The organism is Glaciecola sp. HA4-3, from assembly GCF_055693685.1.
Map to the genome: position 1 here is coordinate 411,767 of NZ_CM146340.1, position 19,693 is coordinate 431,459.

Here is a 19,693-nt window from a genome sequence, read left to right on the forward strand (position 1 = left end):
AAAGTCGATTGTGATAACTTCTTCTTTTGCTTCTTCTGCACTATCTTCATCACCTTCGTTGGAATCTTCATCCTTAGTTTCATCATCCTCTTTTTTCTTTTTGGCATCTGGTTTTTTATCATCCATTTTATCCATTCGACGCCATTCTTCCCTTGAACGTTCATAGTCAGCTTTGTTTAACCAAGCAAACCAAATATCAAAGTCTCCATTGTTACGCATCGAGCTAAAGCCTAACTTACTGCCATCCGGGCTCCAAACTGGATTGATATCATATTTAGGGTGCATACTGACATTAACAGGTGCTTGAGAATTATCTGCAGCATGAATATATATTTCATCATTAAAGCTAAGGTCGGTTAATGAATAGGCGAGCCATTGACTATCAGGTGACCATGCAATGCCTTCAGGCGTTGCCCAACCATCTAATAATGTTATTTTATCGCTCAACGTGCCTTCTTCAGAGATGGCAGCGCTAATAAGCGTGCCTCGACCTTGCAGATATACTAAGCGCTGAGAATTAGGCGAAACAATCGGCGACGTATCTTCCGTTTCACTATTGGTAATAGCAATTGTTTTACGTTTTAACGAACTAAACAAATTACTGTCATTCTCATCATCAGACACAAGCATATACAAGTTATTGCGGCCTTTTGCATCCGAGACAAATATTAGTGTGTCGTCATTGAGCCATGTGACATCACGGTCACGCGGGGCTCCTTGGGTTAATCTGACACTGCGCTTGTCTTCTTTGTCATTACGAGTGACATAAATATCACCACGAAGCTCATAAGCTGAGAGCTTACCATTGGGTGAAACAGCATATTGTCCCACTGAATTGTTAATCTGTTTTGCTACCACGGGGTCAAATCTGAAATCGCTAGCCACATCGATGTTTATTTCACGTTTTTGTTTTTTATTTACATCAAAGGCAAACACTTTATTGCCAGCTTGATAGACCACGGTGTCACCGTCTTCATCAATTGAAAAGTGATTAACGCCAAACTCTGTTTCTGAGGTGATTTGTGTTAAATCTCCCTGTAAGTTACTTTTAAATACATTATATTTTCCTGCATTAGGGGCAATATAAAAAACCGAACGATTACCTGCCCAAAGCGGCTTAAATTCGCTACCTGCATATTGACTTAGTTGGGTATATTCGCGTTTATCAATATCATAAATCCAAATGTTTCGATTGGCGGGGCCTCTGTAATCCTCGCGAGATGTTCTTGCCGTCCCTCTAACAAATGCAACTTTATTCCCGTTAGGGGATAAAACAGCATCTAATCCTAAGGCATCCATGAATCTGTTTTCAGTTTTCTGGCCGCTAGTATCAACTGTAAATATTTCAGCTTCACGCTCAACTTGCGCATATAAACGACGGCTCATAAACATTACATTATTATCATCGGCAAAACCGGTAACGCGATCTGAAGACGAATGATATGTTAAGCGTTTGGGGGGCCTCCTTTGGCAGGCATCACAAAAACATCACTGTTGCCAAAGCGATCACTGTTAAATGCAATATATTTAGCATCAGGATGCCAAACGGGATTAGATTCATAACCTTCGTGAATTGTTAATCGATTTGCTCTGCCACCATTGATACTCACGGTCCAAATATCACCTTGATAACTAAAAGCGATGGTTTTACCATCTGGACTAACACTTGGTTGCAGAATAAGAGCTTGTTGGGTTTGAGCTGCTGCTACACTAACAATAGCGCTTATCGCTAAAGTGGCTGTAAGCACAAATGTTCGCAGGGTAGCGATGCGCAAAATGAACGTCATAAAGAAACCTTAATGAATAATAGTTATATGGTTTTTAGTAATAGTTAGCATAAATTTCTACATCGATACTATACTTTCGTCTCGGGCTTTTCAAATAATGCTAAGTACTAGATATAGCATAAAACTTTACAAGCAAGAGGAAATAGTAATATGTGTGGTTTTGTCGCGTATGAGCAAGCTACTATTAAAGAATCTCCACAGTGGATTGAGGTGCTTAATAAACTAAAAATAAACTCACCTGAACTCGCTTTTCAACTTACTAGTTTTCCAGAGTTTCAGGCCTACCCAGCATTTGGTGGTGATATTAGTCGACGCATTCCATTGTTGATCAGTGAAAATGGCCAAGCAAAAATAGTCAACGCAATTTGGTGGTTCGATGCATATACACAAGCTGGTGAGACCGTGCTAGGAAAGCGAACAACGTTTAATGCACGAAACTTAGCCAGTTCTTTTTGGTCACACGCGTTGCATAGCGCGCGCGGGATCGTAATTGCTGATCAAATTGGTGAATCGAAAAAAGTAGATAAAACCAAGCAGCAATTTTTAATGAGCAGTGCCTCTGCTTTTATGCTTGGAGCACTTTATCGCAGATTGCCAAATAATGATTATTGCTGCGCTATTATTACCCGCGACGCTCACCCTAAAATGACACCCTACCATGACAAAGCGTTTCCTTTATTCTTGCCAATTGAATCTCACTTTTTAAGTAGTTGGATTCAAGGGCTTAACGCAGACAATATAGAGATTCAAACCTTACTTTCCCATCCTCGATTATTTCCTACTTTGCATGTACAAAGAGTGAAAACTTATAAATCAAAACTTCCTATTGGACAAAAGAGTGATACTTTAATTTCAGATTTGGCATCAGATTCAGCAACAAATACTGCATACTAGCATCCGCATCGTAAATTTGTGCACACTTATTGCTTTACTATTGATACCTTGGCTTGTTGAACGCATTAATTGAGTAATACTTGAATTTATAAAAAGGATTGGTATGCTTTGTCAAACTATAAGAAAGTAACACTGTGCTAAAACAACTTTTATCTATATTCATTTTGCTTGTGTTAGGCGCTCATAGTGCATCATCTTGGGCTGACCAAGCGAAAGTTCAAATAGCGATTATCATTGATGATATAGGCGCGAAGCCTTCTGACGCTAAAGCTTTTGCTCTATCACGTAAAGTAACATTTTCCATACTTCCGCATACGGATTATTCGACTGAATTTTCATATTGGTCTTCCCAGCAAAACCGCGAGGTCATGCTTCATATGCCTATGGAATCTTTGCACAAAACAAACTTAGGCGTAGGCCCTATTCTTGCAAATATGTACCCACAAGAGGTAGAGAACGCGCTGCTATCTGCATTACAAACCGTGCCTCACGCGGTGGGAGTGAATAATCATATGGGCAGTAAATTGACACAAATGTCACTGCAAATGAATGCATTTATGGCAGTATTAGAAACCAATAATCTGTTTTTTGTCGACAGTAAGACGACTCGGTATTCAAAAGCCAAGCAGATTGCATTACAGCATGAGGTAACTTCTGCATCGCGACATATCTTTTTAGATCATGAAGCAAATGAACATTTTATTGACCAACAATTTAACCGCCTGGTTCGTATTGCGCGAAGGCATGGTAAAGCGATAGGAATAGGTCATCCCTACCCAGTAACACTTGAATATCTTCAACACAAACTTTCAAACTTGCCAAATGATATCGAGTTAATAACCATTAGTGACTATCTTCAAGAGACAAACAAGTTTAGGGTGAACCCCCGTCTTGCAGCGGCTGCTCAAAAGAGTGATAGTAAAGCGAAGTTATTTTTAGATGAAGCACAAACGGGAACTTCGGTATTACCTGATTAGCCCACTTTATTAAAGTTGTTAAAATGTAGTCATTGTGCATCCATACGAACACAGTTCTTACCTTGAGTTTTTGCTTGATATAGTAACTTGTCTGCACGGGATATTATTGCGTCTAGACTTTCATCTGTATGATTACTTGTTGTGGCTGCGCCCATTGAAAAGCTAATAAATGGCATGTCTTCATAGCTCATTTTAATTAAATGATTGAGTTCACTGCCAATGCGCTTAAAAATACTATGTATTTGATCTGTTGATTCAATAGACAGCACAAGTAACCATTCCTCGCCGCCATAACGACCAAATCTATCGTATGGTCGAAGTACATTTTTACAAGCTTGAGCAAATGCGCACAATACAGCATCTCCCGCTTTATGACCTAAGTTATCATTGATTCTTTTGAAGTTATCTATATCAATGATACAGATGAAGATAGGCATTTGTTTACGTTTGAATTCCTCTAACCGTAATTGCGCAAAATCCATAATAGCGCGGCGATTTGGACTAGCGGTAAGATAGTCTTGAAGCGCGATAGTTTTAAAGTGATTTCTATTTTTTGTTTGAATCACAAGCAGCGCTATTACCGCCAGTAATAATAGAAATGAAAAAATAAGCACAATCAGCCACATTTTTTCTTTCGCTCTTTGTTCCTTAAGTTGTAATTCATTTAGCTGGTTTTGAAGGGCTAGCGATTTGTTCTCATTTTCACTAAAGGCGGTATGAAATTTTATTCTGTACCGCTCAACTTCAGTTTCTTTTGCATCTTGAGCAGCCTTTTCAATGTAACTAACGGCTTCTTCTAGCAATAGAAATGCCGATTGGTAATTTTGCTTCATGAACTCTATATCTTTTTTAATTAGATAGTAGTCTCGCGCTAAGTTGGAGGGATTATCGAGTTTTGTCAGATAGGCTTCACTTAATGCTATCATTTTTTCAGCCCGACTTATGTCGTTTAGCATGACGCTGCTACGAGCAATACCAGAATAGATTTCGAAAAGCATGACTGAATTATTAATCGATAGAAAGCTAGGAATAGTAGAATCATATATTGCAATAGCTTCGGTATGCTCGCCTTCAATAGCAGAAAAATCTGCTAGCTTTTTCTGTGCAAAAGCAACGCCTATTGGGTCATCAATTTCTACACTGATGGCCATTGCTTCGCCCATATGTTGTCTAGCCATTTTTATGTCATTACTAAAATAGTATGAATTTGCAATGTTGTATAAAATTATAGATTCTTCAAACTTATCATCTAGAGTACGCGCGATACTTAAAGCCTGATTGAGATAATCAAGCGCAATGTCAGTATTGCCAAGTTCATTATTAACATTTGCTAAGGTATTTAATACCTGACCAATTTGGGCATTACTACCAATCTTCATAAATGCTTCATATGCCTGTTCTAGGGTTTTAAAAGCATCGGCATATTTCGACATATTATATTGGCTTCGTCCAACGCCTAAAAAGATTTGCCCAAGTAGATTTTGATCTTCAATGTTTTTAGAAAATTCGACCAATTCTTTTTGCAGTGCAGGGCGCTTTCCATTTCCACCTTGCACATCATAAACATATAGCTGCAAAAGCATAAGTCGAGCGCTCAACGATGAATGAATATCTAATTCAGCAAATGGCTGATAAGCACTAATAATATCATTCACCTGCTTGGTTTCTTCAAGCTCACCAAGCAACTCAGCTTGTAATACATTGGCACTAATTACAATGCTGCTAAATGGGTTTTTAACATCTAATCGCGCTTTTATAGGCAAAAGAGCTTCAAGTCGTTCGCTTGGTGTTGATGATTCGTCAAGATAGATTGTATTTATCTGTAATTGGATATTGTTGAGATCATCTTGGCTTAGCGCAAAACTTTGTTTTACGAATAGCAAAAAGATAACAGACGCCCAAAGCATGGCGTTAAAACTACGCACACATTTCATAATGGCTCGGGTGTTGTGAAGAGAACATGGCTATAAATCTATTTTTATTCTATTAAACGCTATATAACGACATCTTATAATACACACAAGAGCGTTTGTTTGGGTATCGATTTTTGTTTGAAGGTTTTGAAACACATAAATAAATTAGCTTGAGCAATGATATGTTTGGAGAAATAAGATGTGATAATGTTTCATTTGCTTAGTAATAACGGTATACTTCATCACTTTTTTTAATCGCTCAAATCGATCTAGATGCGGATTGAGTGAGGGCGAAAAGCATAATGATTGATATTACATACGTTTAGCTTCATTTTAGGTTGATAACTTTGAAAATTACGAGTATTAAATCTCCTGGTTTAGGTGGTAAATTAAACGCAGGCACTCACAATTCGCTTATTTCGAAAGGCGTTGATGGGCCTAAATTTCGTCTAAAGTCATCACAAAAAACATCGTTGAACGGCGATAAAGTTATTAACAACAGTCCATTAGACAAATTAGGTGTGTTTATCACTGGGATATGTGCGCTGCATTGTATGTTGCTGCCATTACTTTTACCCCTTGCGCCATTAATAGCGAGTACCTTTGTTGCAGAAGCATGGTTTGAAAGAACAATTCTCAGTTTCTCAATTTTAATTGGGTTTGTCGCTTTATTTGTCGGGTTTAAACAGTACCATCGTCAGTTGTATCCCTTATATTCGCTTGCTCTAGGGGCTTTGATATATTGGAATAAGCACATGTTTGGTGAAGCCTACGAGCCTTTAACAATTGGCGTCGGTGCATTGTTTATTATCGGTGCTCATCTAGTTAATCTGCATTTGTGTAAAAAGTGCAAACAATGCGAGACTTGCTAGTCTTCTACTCTAAGTGCTCGTAACGTAGGGTAAAGATGACTAAACACGGCATTAAAGTCGTCTAGTTTGTTCAGCACATAGTCATGTGCCTTATCAGCAAAAATGACACGCCCCCCAGCCGTTTTTCTATTTGTTGGCATGCTCGTAAACAAGTTTCAATATTTTGATAATAGATTAACCATTCATCACTTAATAAACTGTGCTTTACCTTGTCAAACCTTGGCGAAATGTAAACATCACAGCGCTCTAATTCAGTATAAAATTGACTAAACAAAGCTTCTGGTTTTATATCAGAATGTTTATGCCACTGTTGGCAAAGCAAATGGTCAAAGTACACATCTATAATGATGCCAGAGATTCTGCGAAGTTCGCTTGGAAATTGACGACGAAGCTCAACTACATGGCGGTGATTATCGGTAACGCTGTCTATTTTTCGATGTAGCTTTATGCCTTGAATCAAAGGCACGGTGAGTGTTTCTCGTGAGCCCATTTCTGACCACTGCTTTAGTTCGCCTTTGACAAAATCACCCATGAAGTTTCCTAGCATACTAGTTTTTGAGGCATGGGCCAGCTGAATGTGAGCAATAAAGTTCATAATTAAGACTAGTGATGTTTGAGAATTAAAGGGCGTTTAGCAACAATTGCGGATCGTTACTAAATACAGCGTCAACGCCAAGTGCTTTTAATTGCATCGCAAAATCTATGGTATTTACAGTGTAACACCATACCTCAAGGTTATGTTTATGCGCATCCAAGACAAATGCTTTGTTAACTAAATGTGCTTCTATGGCTGCAATGTCCACTTGCATATTGACCGCATACTGTGCAAAGTCTATGGGTAAATGGGCAATCAAGGCAGCCGTTTTAACTTTGCTTTGAATACGTGTTTGGCGAAGTAACAATTGCACTTGCTTTATCAGGTGATGGTCAAACGATGATAAGACAAGTTCAGCGTCGTATTGATAAACATAGTTAATGACAACTTGTATTAATAGAGCAGGATCTTGTATCGATTTCAGCTCTAAATTTAACATTGTTTGCCCTTTTACTAGTTCAAATAAATCGGGTAAAAGTGGAATATGTTGACCATTTTTTAATTCAGTTGTATTTAATTGCGCAGGTGACAACTCACTTATTTTACCCGTAGTATCGGTTAGTCTGTCTAAGTCAAAGTCATGAAACAAAGCAAAGTGATCACCAATTTGATGCAAATCTACTTCTATGCCTAGTATGGCATCATTAATGGCAGCTTTGTATGCTTCAATAGTGTTTTCGAGGAAGTGTGCGCTTACTCCGCGATGTGCGATCACTTGCATAAGATACCCCTGAGTTTAGTTATTTGGATGAGTTTACTTCGGATTGACGACTTTCTCTATGAGTATTTACGGTTTCATAAATGGCAGCTGATATGACTAACAAACCGCCGACTAAGGTTTGCCAACTTGGTGACTCGCCTAGCAAGACAACCGCAAACAAAACGCCATAAAAAGGTTGCATGCAAGCGACTAGGGAAAAAGTCTTAGCTCGCAAGTGTTTTAAGGCAGTGGCTACCATTGCGTGTGGTAATGCAGTAAAAATCGTCCCTAGCAAAAGAAGTAAGAGTGTTGTTTGCCAACTCATTGTCACCAAGTCATCAGATACAAAAAATATTAAACAGGGGCAAATAACCATTATTTGATAGGCCATTGCTTTTGAACCCTTGTAATGCGAAAAATATTGACGATGCATGAGATTCCTTATGGCGTATAAAAAGGCAGAAAAAACACCTATTAACACTCCCAAAGTAACATCATCAGAAAGAGACACACTTGGTACTATTAAATAAATCCCTACTAGCACGACGCACCCGCTAACTATGTCTTGCCACATAATTCGATTTTTTTCGAAAAAAGGTTCGAGCAACACTGTTATGACAGGAAAGGTAAACAATGCGATTATGCCAACGGAGACACTTGAGTACTGCATTGCGGCAAAATATGTAACCCAATGAACGGCCATTATGATGCCTAAACCCGCACCAATAAAATAGTCTTTTGTACTGTTTAGTCTAAGCGATTCACCACTGAGTTTCACAAACAAAAATAACAACACAAAGGCCGGAAGTGAGCGCCCAAAAGTGATATCCAAGGCAGATAGTGGAATTAGCTTTGAAAACAAAGCCGTACCACCGAGCAGCATGACGGTTAGATGCAAATTTATAAGACTACGCTTTACAGGAGTCACTATATTATTTTACTCGCCATAGGGAACTAGCACTTTTTGGCAAGAGCTTGCCCTAAACGGGTAATATCGCCTGCTGACAGGTTTTCAAATTCAACTTTACCGGGCTCAAAGCATAAGACTACGGTTGAGCCGAGTTTAAATCGGCCCATTTCTTCACCTTTTGCTAAACGTATATCTTCGTTCTCGTGTGTCCAGTGTTGAACATATTTCCCCGCCGGTGGAGTAATATTGCCAGCCCAAACTGTTTCGATACTAGCAACGATAGTAGCTCCTACTAGGACAAGTGCTACTTTCCCTACAGGCGTATCAAATAGTGTTACGACTCTTTCATTACGAGCAAATAAACCGGGCACATTAGCCGCGGTCAAGGGGTTAACCGAAAACAGTTCACCGGGCACATGCAAGGTGTCGGTGAGGGTACCTTCTATTGGCATATGAATTCGATGATAGTCGGTCGGTGCAAGGTAGATTGTCGCAAAACGTCCACCTTTAAAACATTCAGCCAGTTCAGGTTTTCCGCCAAGTAAGGTAGTCACACTAAAGGTGTGTCCTTTTGCCTGAAACACATCATCTGAGATAATGTCACCAAATTGACTGATAGTCCCATCTACAGGTTGGCAGAGCAATTCGTCATCTTCATCAATAGGGCGAATGCCGTCTTTTAATGGGCGTGTAAAAAAAGCATTAAAGGTTTTGTATGCTTCTGGCTGTTCATATTTTGCCTCTTGCATATTTACGTTAAACGCTTTGATAAATTGTTTAATAAAAAATTGCGTTACAGCACCCGCTTCAGCTGCAGCGAGCTTTCCTACAAGTCGTGATAACAAGTGCTTTGGTAAGATATATTGCGCACGAACTTTAATCCAATCAATCACGGTATCTATTCTCCACATTCAATGGGTATATTGTATAACAACTCAAAGCATAACGTAGGATTAATCCTTTATGATTGATTATTCTTTGATATAAGCAGGGCGGTTTTGCTCAAGAGAGTCAACTATTTTGATATAACTTTGGTATCGTTGGGTGCTAATTTTGTTGTTTTCAACGGCTTCTGTGATTAAGCACCCTAGGTCTTTACGATGCTTACAGTCACTGAATTTGCAGCCACCTAAGAAGGGTTCAAATTCAACAAATGCGTTTGTAATATCATCAACAGGAAGATGCCATAAACCAAACTCTCTTACCCCGGGCGAATCAATCAATTCACCCCCTTGGTCAAAGGGGATAAGTTTGGCAGCAGTGGTGGTATGTTGCCCCAACCCTGAATTATCAGATATTTCGCCAACGACTTCTTGTGAGTCTGGTAGCAGTTGGTTAATTAAACTAGATTTACCAACGCCACTTTGTCCGACCAAGACATTGATTTTGTCCTTAAGTGCAAGGCCTAGTTCGTCAAGTCCTTGGTTGGTTTTACAGCTTGCAAAAATGACGCGATAACCAATGTCTTGGTATATTTTGACAAGTGCTTTGGTTTCAATTAACTGCTCTTCATTTAGCAGCTCTATTTTATTTATCACAATAATAGGTTTAATTTGAGCGTGTTCACAGGCAACTAAATATCGGTCTATGATGTGGCAAGAAAGTGCTGGTGCAATCGAACTAACCACTACTATTTGTTCTATGTTGGCGGCGACAGGCTTGACCCCATCGTAATAGTCTGGTCGACTAAGTGTGCTAAACCTATCTTCAACAACTTCAATAATGCCTCTATCACGCTCCTCATTTGACAAGCTAGGTTTAAAGATTACGTTGTCGCCGCAAACCACCGATTTTATAGTTCGACGTATGTAGCATTTATGAAGTGTTCTAGTCTGATCGATGGTTTCTACAATAGCTTGTTTACCAAAGCGACTAACGACTCTACCTGGCGTAGGTTCACCTAAAAGCGCATTGTTGCCTGATTTATTTTCGTCACTGCTAACTGCTGCCTCAGCGTTAATACGCTTATGACGATTTTTGGCAATTTGACGTTGCTGATTTTTTGATAACTTGGGCTTTTTTGCCACGTAGTACGCTAACTCTATTGGCGAATATTGGTCAGCATGATACCTTGTTGCACAATGTTCGACTAGTATATTCAACTATTTTTAATCGTCGGGCGTCACAGAAAACTTGGGAGCATAAAGTGATTGATGAACAAAACTTGGTATGGATTGATTTAGAAATGACTGGATTAGATCCAGAGTCTTGTGTGATTTTAGAGATTGCCAGTATCGTCACTGATAAAGACCTAAATATACTTGGTCAAGGCCCTGTTTTAGCTATTCATCAACCAGACGATATTTTAGATAATATGGACCCTTGGTGTGTCAAGACACATGGCGAATCTGGCCTAACGCTTCGATGCAAGCAAAGTGATATCGGTATAGATGAAGCGGCAGCGCAAACCCTCGCGTTTTTGTCTCAATATGTACCTGCGGGTAAATCACCTCTTTGTGGCAACAGTATCGGACAAGACCGTCGATTTTTAGTCAAATACATGCCCACGCTAGATGCGTTTTTCCATTATCGAAATATCGATGTGAGCACAATCAAAGAGCTTTGTGCGAGATGGGAGCCGAAAATTGCGAAGGGATTCACAAAAAAAGGCGTACATTTAGCTTTGGACGATATTATTGAATCGATAGATGAAATGAAGTATTACCGCCAGATGGTATTTAAGATTTAAATTAACGATACTCTTTGTTAATGGTAAATCATTGAAAACGAGGTGATTTTAAAAAAATTAGTAAAAAGCACTTGCACGAAGCGTTTATTTTTCTATAATGCGCTCCTCTTTTGCGGGAATAGCTCAGTTGGTAGAGCACGACCTTGCCAAGGTCGGGGTCGCGAGTTCGAATCTCGTTTCCCGCTCCAATCTCTTTTTTTATCAAAAAGTCGTAGTGTCTACTGCTACTTACTACATCGTTCATAAGTGCGTTAAGTTACTAAATATAAAACCATCACCCGCTATTGTTTGACACCTAAGGCGATAGTGCGTTATTCATTTCACTGAGCCAAAACCATTCAAGTAATAAAGTTTCCTAAACGCGGCGTCATTCGTATATTGATTGTATCGTATACAAATTTGTCGAAAGGTTAACTTATGTCAATTGATTTTACAGGTAAAACAGCACTTATCTCGGGCGCAGCAGGCGGTATTGGGTTTGCACTTTCCCAAGAGCTAGGCGAATTAGGGGTGAATATCGTAATGGCAGATATTGATATCAATGTCCTTGAAAACTCAGCTAAGATTTTGACTGACAATGGTGTAAATGTATTAGCGTGCCCTTTAGACGTTACAGATTTTTCTCAGTGGGAAAACGTCGTAAATGATGCCAAAGCTCGTTTTGGTAATATCCACATGCTAATAAATAATGCTGGAGTTGGCGGTATCCCCAGTAGCATTGATAAATCTGACAACAGCATTTGGCAATGGGTGATTGATGTTAATGTGATGGGGGTTATGTATGGCGCACGCGCTACAACACCTGCGATTAAACAAACTGGTGAAGGCGGCTGGATTATCAACGTTGCGTCTATGGCCGGTATGAATGGCGTACCTTATTCATCTGCTTATGCAGCAAGCAAAGCGGCGGTTGTCTCAATGAGTGAAAGCTGGGCGGTCGAGTTAAAGGCTCACAACATACATGTGAGTGCCTTATGTCCTGCTTTTGTAAAGACGCGTATTCATGAATCTTTAAGAACAAAACAAGCTAAGTATCACACCAATGTGCTAAAAGATAAATCTGACGAACTGAAAAAGGGATTTGGGCAAGCCGCCGCATTAGTAGAGTCAGGAATTGATGCTTCATTGCTTGCTAAGCGCGTAGTGGAGGCGCTCACATCAAAGCAACTCTATATATTTACTCATCCTAATTATCGTAACCCCATCGCTGGCCGAGCAAAAGCGATTGACAATGCATTTGCCGATGCACAAAACAGCCCATTGGTTCAACATCTGATTGATGAGGATATTGTGAGCCTCTAGCGCAAATTAATATGCGCTAGCTCCTAGAAACTATACTAAGGTATATTTATCATATAAATATACCTTCAGCGGTTGTTTAGGTTTAATTCTCTGATATACTGCGCTGCTCATCAGACCAGTGGTTAAAAATTGGTCAGTCATGTGTATTATAGAAGGTAGTGATAATAATGGCGGTTAAAAATCCCTTACGCACATTTGCAGAAAAAGCGCTTGGCTATCCCAATTGGTTGAGTATGCGCTTGCTTACTTGGGTTTTCAGATTCAAGGTAAAGCTAGTAGGCACAACGAAGTTGCAGATCATCGAAACTGATTTGCAAAGCGTGACATTTTTTGTCAAAAACAGAACAAAAGTAAGAAACCACATAGGCCAAGTCCATGCCGCTACTATGGCCTTGTTAGCAGAATCATCTACTGGTTTTGTTGTTGGTCTTAATTTACCCGGCGATAAACTGCCTTTAATCAAAACGATGAATCTTAAGTATGTTAAACGCTCAATCGGTGATATGAAGGCTGTCGCTAGCGTTAGCGATGAACAAATAAAAATGATGCAGACTCAAGATAAAGGCGACATATTGGTTAAGGTTATCGTCACAGATGAATCAGGCGACGAGCCTGTAATTTGCGAAATGAATTGGGCATGGGTTAATAAAAAATAGCGATTGAAATGTTAAAACGTAATTTATTATTCGCCTTGGCTATTTGTGTGGTCGTTATTTTATTTTTGATTGCTTGTTTTGCGGTGTACAAACCCAATGACTTTTCAATCAAAGGTATGTTTGGGTTTAGTAGTACTCGATTGGTATCAATTAACGCTCAACAACGCATGCATCATCAAACAATGTGCACAGTATTGTTAAGTGACACTTTAGTATAATTCTTTGATGAGTAGTTGACTCGCTTTTGCTTCGCGTATAAACACATAGTTCATAAGAAAAGATAAAGCCTATTGTGCGCTTGATTTGATTGAGAAAGGATCAACATCCTCTTTTGATCCCCTATATATAGGTTGTATTGAAATATTTATCCTAAAAAATGCCGCTAATGAGAGATTTATTTCATAAATTTACCTTTCCCTGTTTTTTCTTTTCGTCGGCTGGGGTATATTGCTCTGGTGTATATTTTATATTGAACTAGGAGTAATGAACGTGAGGATGATGTCAGGCGCTGCTATGGTAGTAGAAGCCCTAAAAGATATAGGTGTAAGCCACGTATTTGGATACCCAGGTGGAGCGGTATTAGATATTTATGATGCGCTGTTTGCCCAAGATGACGTCAAGCACGTTTTAGTAAGACATGAGCAAGCTGCAGCTCACATGGCTGATGGCTTTGCTCGTTCTACTGGTAGAACGGGAACCGTATTGGTTACGTCTGGACCTTAGTGCAACCAATACGTTAACCGGTATTGCAACTGCGTATATGGATTCGATTCCAATGGTTGTTTTGTCAGGGCAAGTCCCTTCTATGCACATTGGTGAAGATGCTTTCCAAGAGACCGACATGGTTGGATGTTCTAGGCCTATCGTCAAACACAGCTTTTTAGTAAAAAAGCCTGAAGATATTCCGATTGCTATTGCTAAAGCTTATTATATCGCTAACACTGGCCGACTATAGGTCCTGTGGTGGTTGATTTGCCAAAAGATATTGTTAACGTTCAAGAAGAACACCCCTATGTGTTTCCTTCTGATGTTACGATGCGATCATATAATCCTACCTTGAAAGGGCATAGCAAACAGATCAATAAAGCAGTTGCAAGTCTATTAAAAGCTAAAAGACCTGTGCTTTATGTTGGCGGTGGTGCTATTACGGCCGAAGCCGAAAACTTAGTTACTCAGCTTGCTGAAAAACTACAATCGCCTGTGACTTGCACCTTGATGGGTTTAGGGGCTTTTTCAGGGGTGCATAAACAATTTGTGGGCATGTTAGGTATGCATGGTTTGTTAGAAGCGAATAAGTCGATGCATAATGCTGATTGCATATTGGCCCTTGGCGCTCGTTTTGATGACCGAGTAACTAATAACGTCGATAAATTTTGCCCACATGCGGATATCATCCATGTCGATATTGACCCTGCTTCTATTTCTAAAACGGTAAATGCGCATATTCCCGTAGTGGGTTCGGTTGATAAAGTATGCCAACAAATCCTAGCTGCCTTGGGTGAAATTGATCAAGCTGAGCAAGCCGAAAAACTCAAAGACTGGTGGGAGCAAATTGAGCAATGGCGTACACGCAAGTGCCTAGACTACCAGCAAAGTACACAGGTAATAAAACCGCAACGCGTCATTGAAGAGGTTTACAAGCATACCAAAGGGGATGCATATGTATCATCTGATGTAGGACAACATCAGATGTTTGCTGCATTATATTACCCATTTGCTAAACCAAGAAGATGGATCAACTCTGGTGGACTGGGCACAATGGGCTTTGGACTGCCTGCGGCCATGGGCGTGCAGTTTGCCCACCCTGATGCATGTTCAGTGGTTATCACCGGCGATGGTAGTATTCAAATGAACATTCAAGAGTTATCTACATGTTTGCAATATGGCTTGCCCGTTAAAATCATATCACTAAACAACCGAGCGCTTGGGATGGTCAGGCAATGGCAAGATATGAATTATAAAGGCCGACATTCTCATTCTTATATGGATTCAATGCCAGATTTTGTCAAACTTGCCGAAGCCTATGGGCATGTGGGTATTCGAGTTGATCATTTAGACGAGCTTGATGATGCTATGGCACGCTGTTTTGCGCAAAAAGATAAGCTAGTGTTTATGGATGTCTTAGTAGATCAAAACGAACACGTATATCCAATGCAAATAAAATATGGCGCCATGGATGATATGCGCTTAAGCAAAACGGAGCGTACATAATGCAACGAATTTTTTCAGTATTAATGGAGAATGCTCCAGGTGCACTTTCACGAATAGTGGGTGTGTTTTCGCAACGTGGGTATAACGTAGATTCGCTATGTGTGGCGCCAACTAGTGACGAAAGCCTTTCGCGTTTAACGATTATCACACAAGCGGATGATAAGGTTAGCGAGCAAATTACTAAGCAAGTCAATAAGCTTGTTGATGTGCTTCGAGTAACAGAATTAGCGAGCGCCGCGCACGTACAGCGTGAACTTATGCTAATTAAAGTGGCTACTCGTAGTGAAAACGCAAGGGCTGAAGTGAAGCGAAATGTTGATATTTTTCGCGCCAGGATACTTGATGTAACTGCAGCGCATTATACGATTGAAATTACTGGAACAAGCGAAAAGCTCAGTGCTTTTGCCGATGTGATGCAACAGTCAGCTGATATTACTGAATCAGCTCGAACTGGAGTATGCGGTTTATCAAGGGGCGACAGAGCCCTTCGGCCATAGCGCAGGAAAAGAAGCGTGTTATAAAATACTTGTAAGCATCTCCAAAAAAGCACTTATTTTTTGGGGATTTACTGTTTTTCGCTAATTAATTGATATTATTTTAAAAAAAGTTACTAATTCTTCTTTGTTTTTCAGAATATGTGCTACACTTCACTTGTTTTTGATTAAGACAGTGTTTTTAGGTTCGTTCTTAACCCCTTATAACCTCTCGTTCCACCTGTAGTACTAGTGTAAGACGTTGTTATTGTAAGTTATTAAACTCTTCAAAACTCTCTTAGCAAAAATTTTTACTGCGCATTCTGCGCGTCATAGATTTATTTATTGAGGTTTACATGTCTAAAGTTACAGGCACAGTTAAGTGGTTTAACCCTGAAAAAGGTTATGGTTTTCTAACTCAAGATAACGGTGGAAAAGATGTATTCGTACATTTCCGCGCTATCGTTGCTGAAGGTTATAAAACGCTTCCAGAAGGTCAACGCGTATCTTTTGAAGTAGAAGAAGGTCAAAAGGGCTTACAAGCCGCAAACGTTGAAACTATCTAGTTTTAAAGTTTGAGAATTGATTCTTAAAAAAATGGCATCCTTCGGGGTGCCATTTTTGTTTTTGCAGCCCAGCCAGAACGTACTTATTTCATATTTTCGCTTTTTATTGTCTTTATAAGGCAAAAATTCCTAATTTCCTGCTATTTTGCATCACTTTTAAAGAGAATTTATCGTACACTTAGGATATACGTAACGTATACCTATTCTAAATTATATTCGAGGCAAGCTTTTCAATGAGTGATGAACGTAAATATTCCTCTCGTATCGTAGATGGTGTTGAGCAAGCGCCGAGTCGAGCGATGCTGTATCCAGTTGGATTTAAAAAAGAAGACTTTTCAAAACCACAGATAGGCATCGCATCTACTTGGTCGATGGTCACACCGTGTAACATGCATATTAATGAATTAGCCGAGCAAGCCCGCTTAGGCGCGGATGCTGCAGGCGGTAAAGGAGTCATGTTTAATACCATTACTGTTTCTGATGGTATCAGTATGGGCACACCAGGCATGCGTTATTCGCTTGTTTCTCGTGAAGTAATTGCAGATAGTATTGAAACGGTGGTAGGAGCCCAAGGCTTTGATGGATTTGTGGCACTAGGTGGTTGTGACAAAAATATGCCCGCTTGTGGTATTGCGATTGCTCGTTTAAATCGTCCAGCTGTTTTCGTGTACGGCGGTACGATAATGCCAGAGCAAAGAACGTCGAGATATTGTTTCAGTATTTGAGGCTGTTGGAGCGCATAGTGCTGGAAAAATTGGGGATATAGAGCTTAAAGAAGTTGAAACAACGGCAATCCCCGGTCCAGGCTCGTGCGGGGGAATGTATACTGCAAATACCATGGCTTCTGCGCTAGAAGCCATGGGCCTTTCCTTGCCTAATAGTTCTGCTCAAAATGCAATTTCTGATGCAAAACGTATAGACTGCTTTAAAGCTGGTGAAGCGGTGAGGCACTTAATTAAGCGTGGAATAAAACCAAGCGATATTTTATCGCCAGAGGCTTTAGAAAACGCAATTACAATGACAATTGCTTTGGAAGGTTCAACAAATGCAGTGTTACATTTATTAGCTATTGCACACGCTGCCAATATTCCTTTGACGCTTGATGATTTTAGCCGCGTGGGTGAGCGAGTCCCTGTTTTAGCTGATATGCGACCAGCAGGCGTGTATGCGATGAGTGAATTAATCGAAGTTGGTGGTATTCAACCATTGATGAAAATGCTGCTAAATGAAGGACTGTTGCATGGCGATTGTATGACGGTAACCGGTAAAACAATGGCTGAGAATCTGGCCAGTGTTGATGATTATCCAAAAGGGCAGAAGGTTATTAGATCATTTGATAATCCGATCAAAAAAGATAGTCATCTTGTAGTCTTGCGCGGCAATTTAGCTCCTGAGGGAGCAGTAGCTAAGATTACCGGCCATGAAGGCTTAAGCTTCACAGGGAACGCGAAGTGTTATCACGGTGAAGAAATGGCAATGAAGGCAATCATGAACGGTGATGTTGAAAAAGGCGATGTTGTCATTGTGCGCTATGAAGGTCCCAAAGGTGGACCAGGTATGCGAGAGATGTTAAGTCCTACCAGTGCAATTAACGGCCGCGGTCTTAGTAATGATGTAGCCCTAATAACCGATGGGCGGTTTTCTGGTGGTAGTCATGGCTTTGTGATCGGGCATGTTACCCCCGAAGCTTTTGAAGGAGGCACTATTGCATTGGTAGAGGATGGAGACTCCATTACTGTCAACGCTGAAACTAAGGAAATTACCTTGCATGTAGATGATGCAGTAATTGCAAAGCGCAAAGAAAATTGGCGTAGACCTAAGCCTTATACAAATCGAGGCATATTAGCAAAATTTGCTAAATTAGCGGCCAGTGCTAGTGAAGGCGCTGTCACGGATAAAGACCTTTAAATAAGAAAGCCAAGTCTATGACTTGGCTTTTTTAATCCTAACTACTTAGTACTTATACGCGTTCAAAGACGGTTGCAATACCTTGGCCTAGGCCTATGCACATTGTAGCTAAGCCAATCGTTTTGTCGTTATCTTCAAGCACATTAATCAGTGTGGTTGAAATTCTTGAACCAGAACAACCTAAAGGGTGACCAAGTGCAATAGCACCACCTTTTAAGTTAACTTTTTCTTCGTATTCATCCAACCAACCAAGTTGTTTGATGCACGATAAAGCTTGCGCTGCGAATGCTTCGTTAAACTCAGCCAATTCAATGTCTGCCATTGTTAAACCAGCACGTTGTAACGCTTTTTTAGTCGCTGGTACCGGACCATAGCCCATAATTGCAGCATCGCAACCTGCTACCGCCATAGCACGAATTTTAGCACGAGGCTTTAAGCCTAATTCTTTTGCTTTATCTGCTGACATAATCAACATCGCAGATGCACCATCCGATATAGCTGACGATGTACCTGCGGTTACCGATCCATTTACAGGGTCAAATACTGGGCGCAATCCTGCTAAAGTTTCTACCGTTGTTTCAGGACGAATAACTTCATCATGCTTAACCATCGTAAGCAGGCCATTTGCATCGTGACCTTCAATTCCTACGATTTCATTATCCCAACCGCCATTTAAATGTGCTTGATGAGCTTTTTGGTGTGAGCGTGCGCCAAAGGCGTCTTGCATTTCACGGGTAATACCATTTTGACGACCTAATAGCTCAGCCGTCATACCCATGCTACCAGATGCTTTTGCAGTGTTTTTGGATAAGCCCGGGTGAAAGTCAATGTTATAGTTCATTGGGACATGACCCATATGCTCAACACCACCGATCATATACACATCACCACGGCCAGTCATAATTCCTGAGACTGAGTCATGTAAAGCTTGCATGGATGAACCACACAAACGGTTTACCGTGACCGCGCCAGTAGAACGAGGAATGTCGGTTAATAGCTGAGCGTTTCTGGCAACGTTAAAGCCTTGCTCTTTTGTTTGCTGTACGCATCCCCAAATAATATCTTCAATTAGTGAAGGATCTAAATTAGGATTACGCTCAAGTAATTTTGTCATCAGTTGTGCTGATAGAGTCTCGGCGCGGACGTTACGAAAAACGCCCCCTTTTGAGCGGCCCATTGGGGTACGAATACAATCGATAACCACTACATCTTTCATGTTTATTCTCCTTTATTCTTGTTG

The 19,693-nt window shown here is 40.3% G+C and carries 18 protein-coding genes, 1 tRNA gene and 2 pseudogenes; 13 read left to right on the top strand and 8 right to left on the bottom strand.

Translation table 11 applies throughout. The annotated features are described in order from the left end of the window. Positions 1-30: 30 nt before the first annotated feature. Positions 31-1,787, bottom strand: a pseudogene (locus ACZ1G6_RS01965) (S41 family peptidase); the annotation flags it as partial. A gap of 150 nt (positions 1,788-1,937) precedes the next feature. On the opposite strand from ACZ1G6_RS01965, the gene ACZ1G6_RS01970 reads away from it, so the two are divergent. Continuing rightward, positions 1,938-2,681, top strand: coding sequence for an SOS response-associated peptidase family protein (locus tag ACZ1G6_RS01970; RefSeq protein ID WP_472617829.1), 744 nt, complete (start codon positions 1,938-1,940; stop codon positions 2,679-2,681). A 134-nt stretch (positions 2,682-2,815) separates the two neighbouring features. Next, on the top strand, positions 2,816-3,658 hold the full coding sequence (locus ACZ1G6_RS01975) for a divergent polysaccharide deacetylase family protein (protein ID WP_472617830.1): 843 nt from the start codon (positions 2,816-2,818) through the stop codon (positions 3,656-3,658). A gap of 29 nt (positions 3,659-3,687) precedes the next feature. Here ACZ1G6_RS01975 and ACZ1G6_RS01980 read toward each other — a convergent pair whose 3' ends face one another. After that, a complete protein-coding gene (locus ACZ1G6_RS01980; protein WP_472617831.1) occupies positions 3,688-5,583 on the bottom strand; it encodes a diguanylate cyclase in 1,896 nt (631 codons plus the stop codon). 335 nt (positions 5,584-5,918) lie between these two features. Here ACZ1G6_RS01980 and ACZ1G6_RS01985 point away from each other — a divergent pair, with 335 nt between their 5' ends. Next, complete coding sequence (locus ACZ1G6_RS01985) at positions 5,919-6,443, top strand: MerC domain-containing protein (RefSeq protein ID WP_472617832.1); 525 nt, start codon at positions 5,919-5,921, stop codon at positions 6,441-6,443. Positions 6,444-6,513: 70 nt separating this feature from the next. On the opposite strand, the gene ACZ1G6_RS01990 is transcribed toward ACZ1G6_RS01985, so the two are convergent. From ACZ1G6_RS01990 to rsgA, 5 genes are all read right to left on the bottom strand, one after another. Then, on the bottom strand, positions 6,514-7,038 hold the full coding sequence (locus tag ACZ1G6_RS01990) for an acyl carrier protein phosphodiesterase (RefSeq protein WP_472617833.1): 525 nt from the start codon (positions 7,036-7,038) through the stop codon (positions 6,514-6,516). Positions 7,039-7,063: 25 nt separating this feature from the next. After that, complete coding sequence (locus ACZ1G6_RS01995) at positions 7,064-7,759, bottom strand: glycerophosphodiester phosphodiesterase (protein WP_472617834.1); 696 nt, start codon at positions 7,757-7,759, stop codon at positions 7,064-7,066. 19 nt (positions 7,760-7,778) lie between these two features. Beyond that, entirely contained in the window at positions 7,779-8,666 is an 888-nt protein-coding gene (locus tag ACZ1G6_RS02000) for a DMT family transporter (protein WP_472617835.1), read from the bottom strand. 26 nt (positions 8,667-8,692) lie between these two features. Beyond that, complete coding sequence (gene asd, locus ACZ1G6_RS02005) at positions 8,693-9,541, bottom strand: archaetidylserine decarboxylase (protein WP_472617836.1); 849 nt, start codon at positions 9,539-9,541, stop codon at positions 8,693-8,695. Between the two features lie 78 nt (positions 9,542-9,619). Then, positions 9,620-10,675, bottom strand: coding sequence for a small ribosomal subunit biogenesis GTPase RsgA (gene rsgA, locus ACZ1G6_RS02010; protein WP_472619031.1), 1,056 nt, complete (start codon positions 10,673-10,675; stop codon positions 9,620-9,622). 119 nt (positions 10,676-10,794) lie between these two features. Between rsgA and orn the strand changes: the two genes are divergently transcribed. The 10 genes and pseudogenes from orn to ACZ1G6_RS02060 all read left to right on the top strand — a co-directional run bounded on the left by orn (position 10,795) and on the right by ACZ1G6_RS02060 (position 18,453). Continuing rightward, positions 10,795-11,337, top strand: a complete 543-nt coding sequence (gene orn / locus ACZ1G6_RS02015) for an oligoribonuclease (RefSeq protein WP_472617837.1) — start codon at positions 10,795-10,797, stop codon at positions 11,335-11,337. 112 nt (positions 11,338-11,449) lie between these two features. Beyond that, positions 11,450-11,525 (top strand) — tRNA-Gly (locus ACZ1G6_RS02020). A gap of 229 nt (positions 11,526-11,754) precedes the next feature. Next, a complete protein-coding gene (locus tag ACZ1G6_RS02025; protein WP_472617838.1) occupies positions 11,755-12,639 on the top strand; it encodes an SDR family NAD(P)-dependent oxidoreductase in 885 nt (294 codons plus the stop codon). A 167-nt stretch (positions 12,640-12,806) separates the two neighbouring features. Continuing rightward, positions 12,807-13,295 carry a DUF4442 domain-containing protein gene (locus ACZ1G6_RS02030; RefSeq protein WP_472617839.1) on the top strand — a complete coding sequence of 163 codons (489 nt, stop codon included), beginning with the start codon at positions 12,807-12,809 and terminating at the stop codon, positions 13,293-13,295. An 8-nt stretch (positions 13,296-13,303) separates the two neighbouring features. Continuing rightward, positions 13,304-13,513 carry a hypothetical protein gene (locus ACZ1G6_RS02035; protein ID WP_472617840.1) on the top strand — a complete coding sequence of 70 codons (210 nt, stop codon included), beginning with the start codon at positions 13,304-13,306 and terminating at the stop codon, positions 13,511-13,513. Positions 13,514-13,784: 271 nt separating this feature from the next. Next, positions 13,785-15,506, top strand: a pseudogene (locus ACZ1G6_RS02040) (acetolactate synthase 3 large subunit). After that, the gene (ilvN, locus tag ACZ1G6_RS02045; protein ID WP_472617841.1) at positions 15,506-16,003 is read left to right on the top strand and encodes an acetolactate synthase small subunit; all 498 of its coding nucleotides are present in this window, start codon (positions 15,506-15,508) and stop codon (positions 16,001-16,003) included. Before ACZ1G6_RS02040 ends, ilvN begins: the two are co-directional and overlap by 1 nt. Before the next feature lie 332 nt (positions 16,004-16,335). Next, on the top strand, positions 16,336-16,545 hold the full coding sequence (gene cspE / locus ACZ1G6_RS02050) for a transcription antiterminator/RNA stability regulator CspE (RefSeq protein ID WP_136250564.1): 210 nt from the start codon (positions 16,336-16,338) through the stop codon (positions 16,543-16,545). A gap of 233 nt (positions 16,546-16,778) precedes the next feature. Then, complete coding sequence (locus ACZ1G6_RS02055; RefSeq protein WP_472617842.1) at positions 16,779-17,270, top strand: dihydroxy-acid dehydratase domain-containing protein; 492 nt, start codon at positions 16,779-16,781, stop codon at positions 17,268-17,270. A 28-nt stretch (positions 17,271-17,298) separates the two neighbouring features. Beyond that, the gene (locus tag ACZ1G6_RS02060) at positions 17,299-18,453 is read left to right on the top strand and encodes a dihydroxy-acid dehydratase domain-containing protein (protein ID WP_472619032.1); all 1,155 of its coding nucleotides are present in this window, start codon (positions 17,299-17,301) and stop codon (positions 18,451-18,453) included. A 52-nt stretch (positions 18,454-18,505) separates the two neighbouring features. On the opposite strand, the gene fadA is transcribed toward ACZ1G6_RS02060, so the two are convergent. Continuing rightward, entirely contained in the window at positions 18,506-19,669 is a 1,164-nt protein-coding gene (gene fadA, locus ACZ1G6_RS02065) for an acetyl-CoA C-acyltransferase FadA (RefSeq protein ID WP_472617843.1), read from the bottom strand. Between the last annotated feature and the right edge of the window lie 24 nt (positions 19,670-19,693).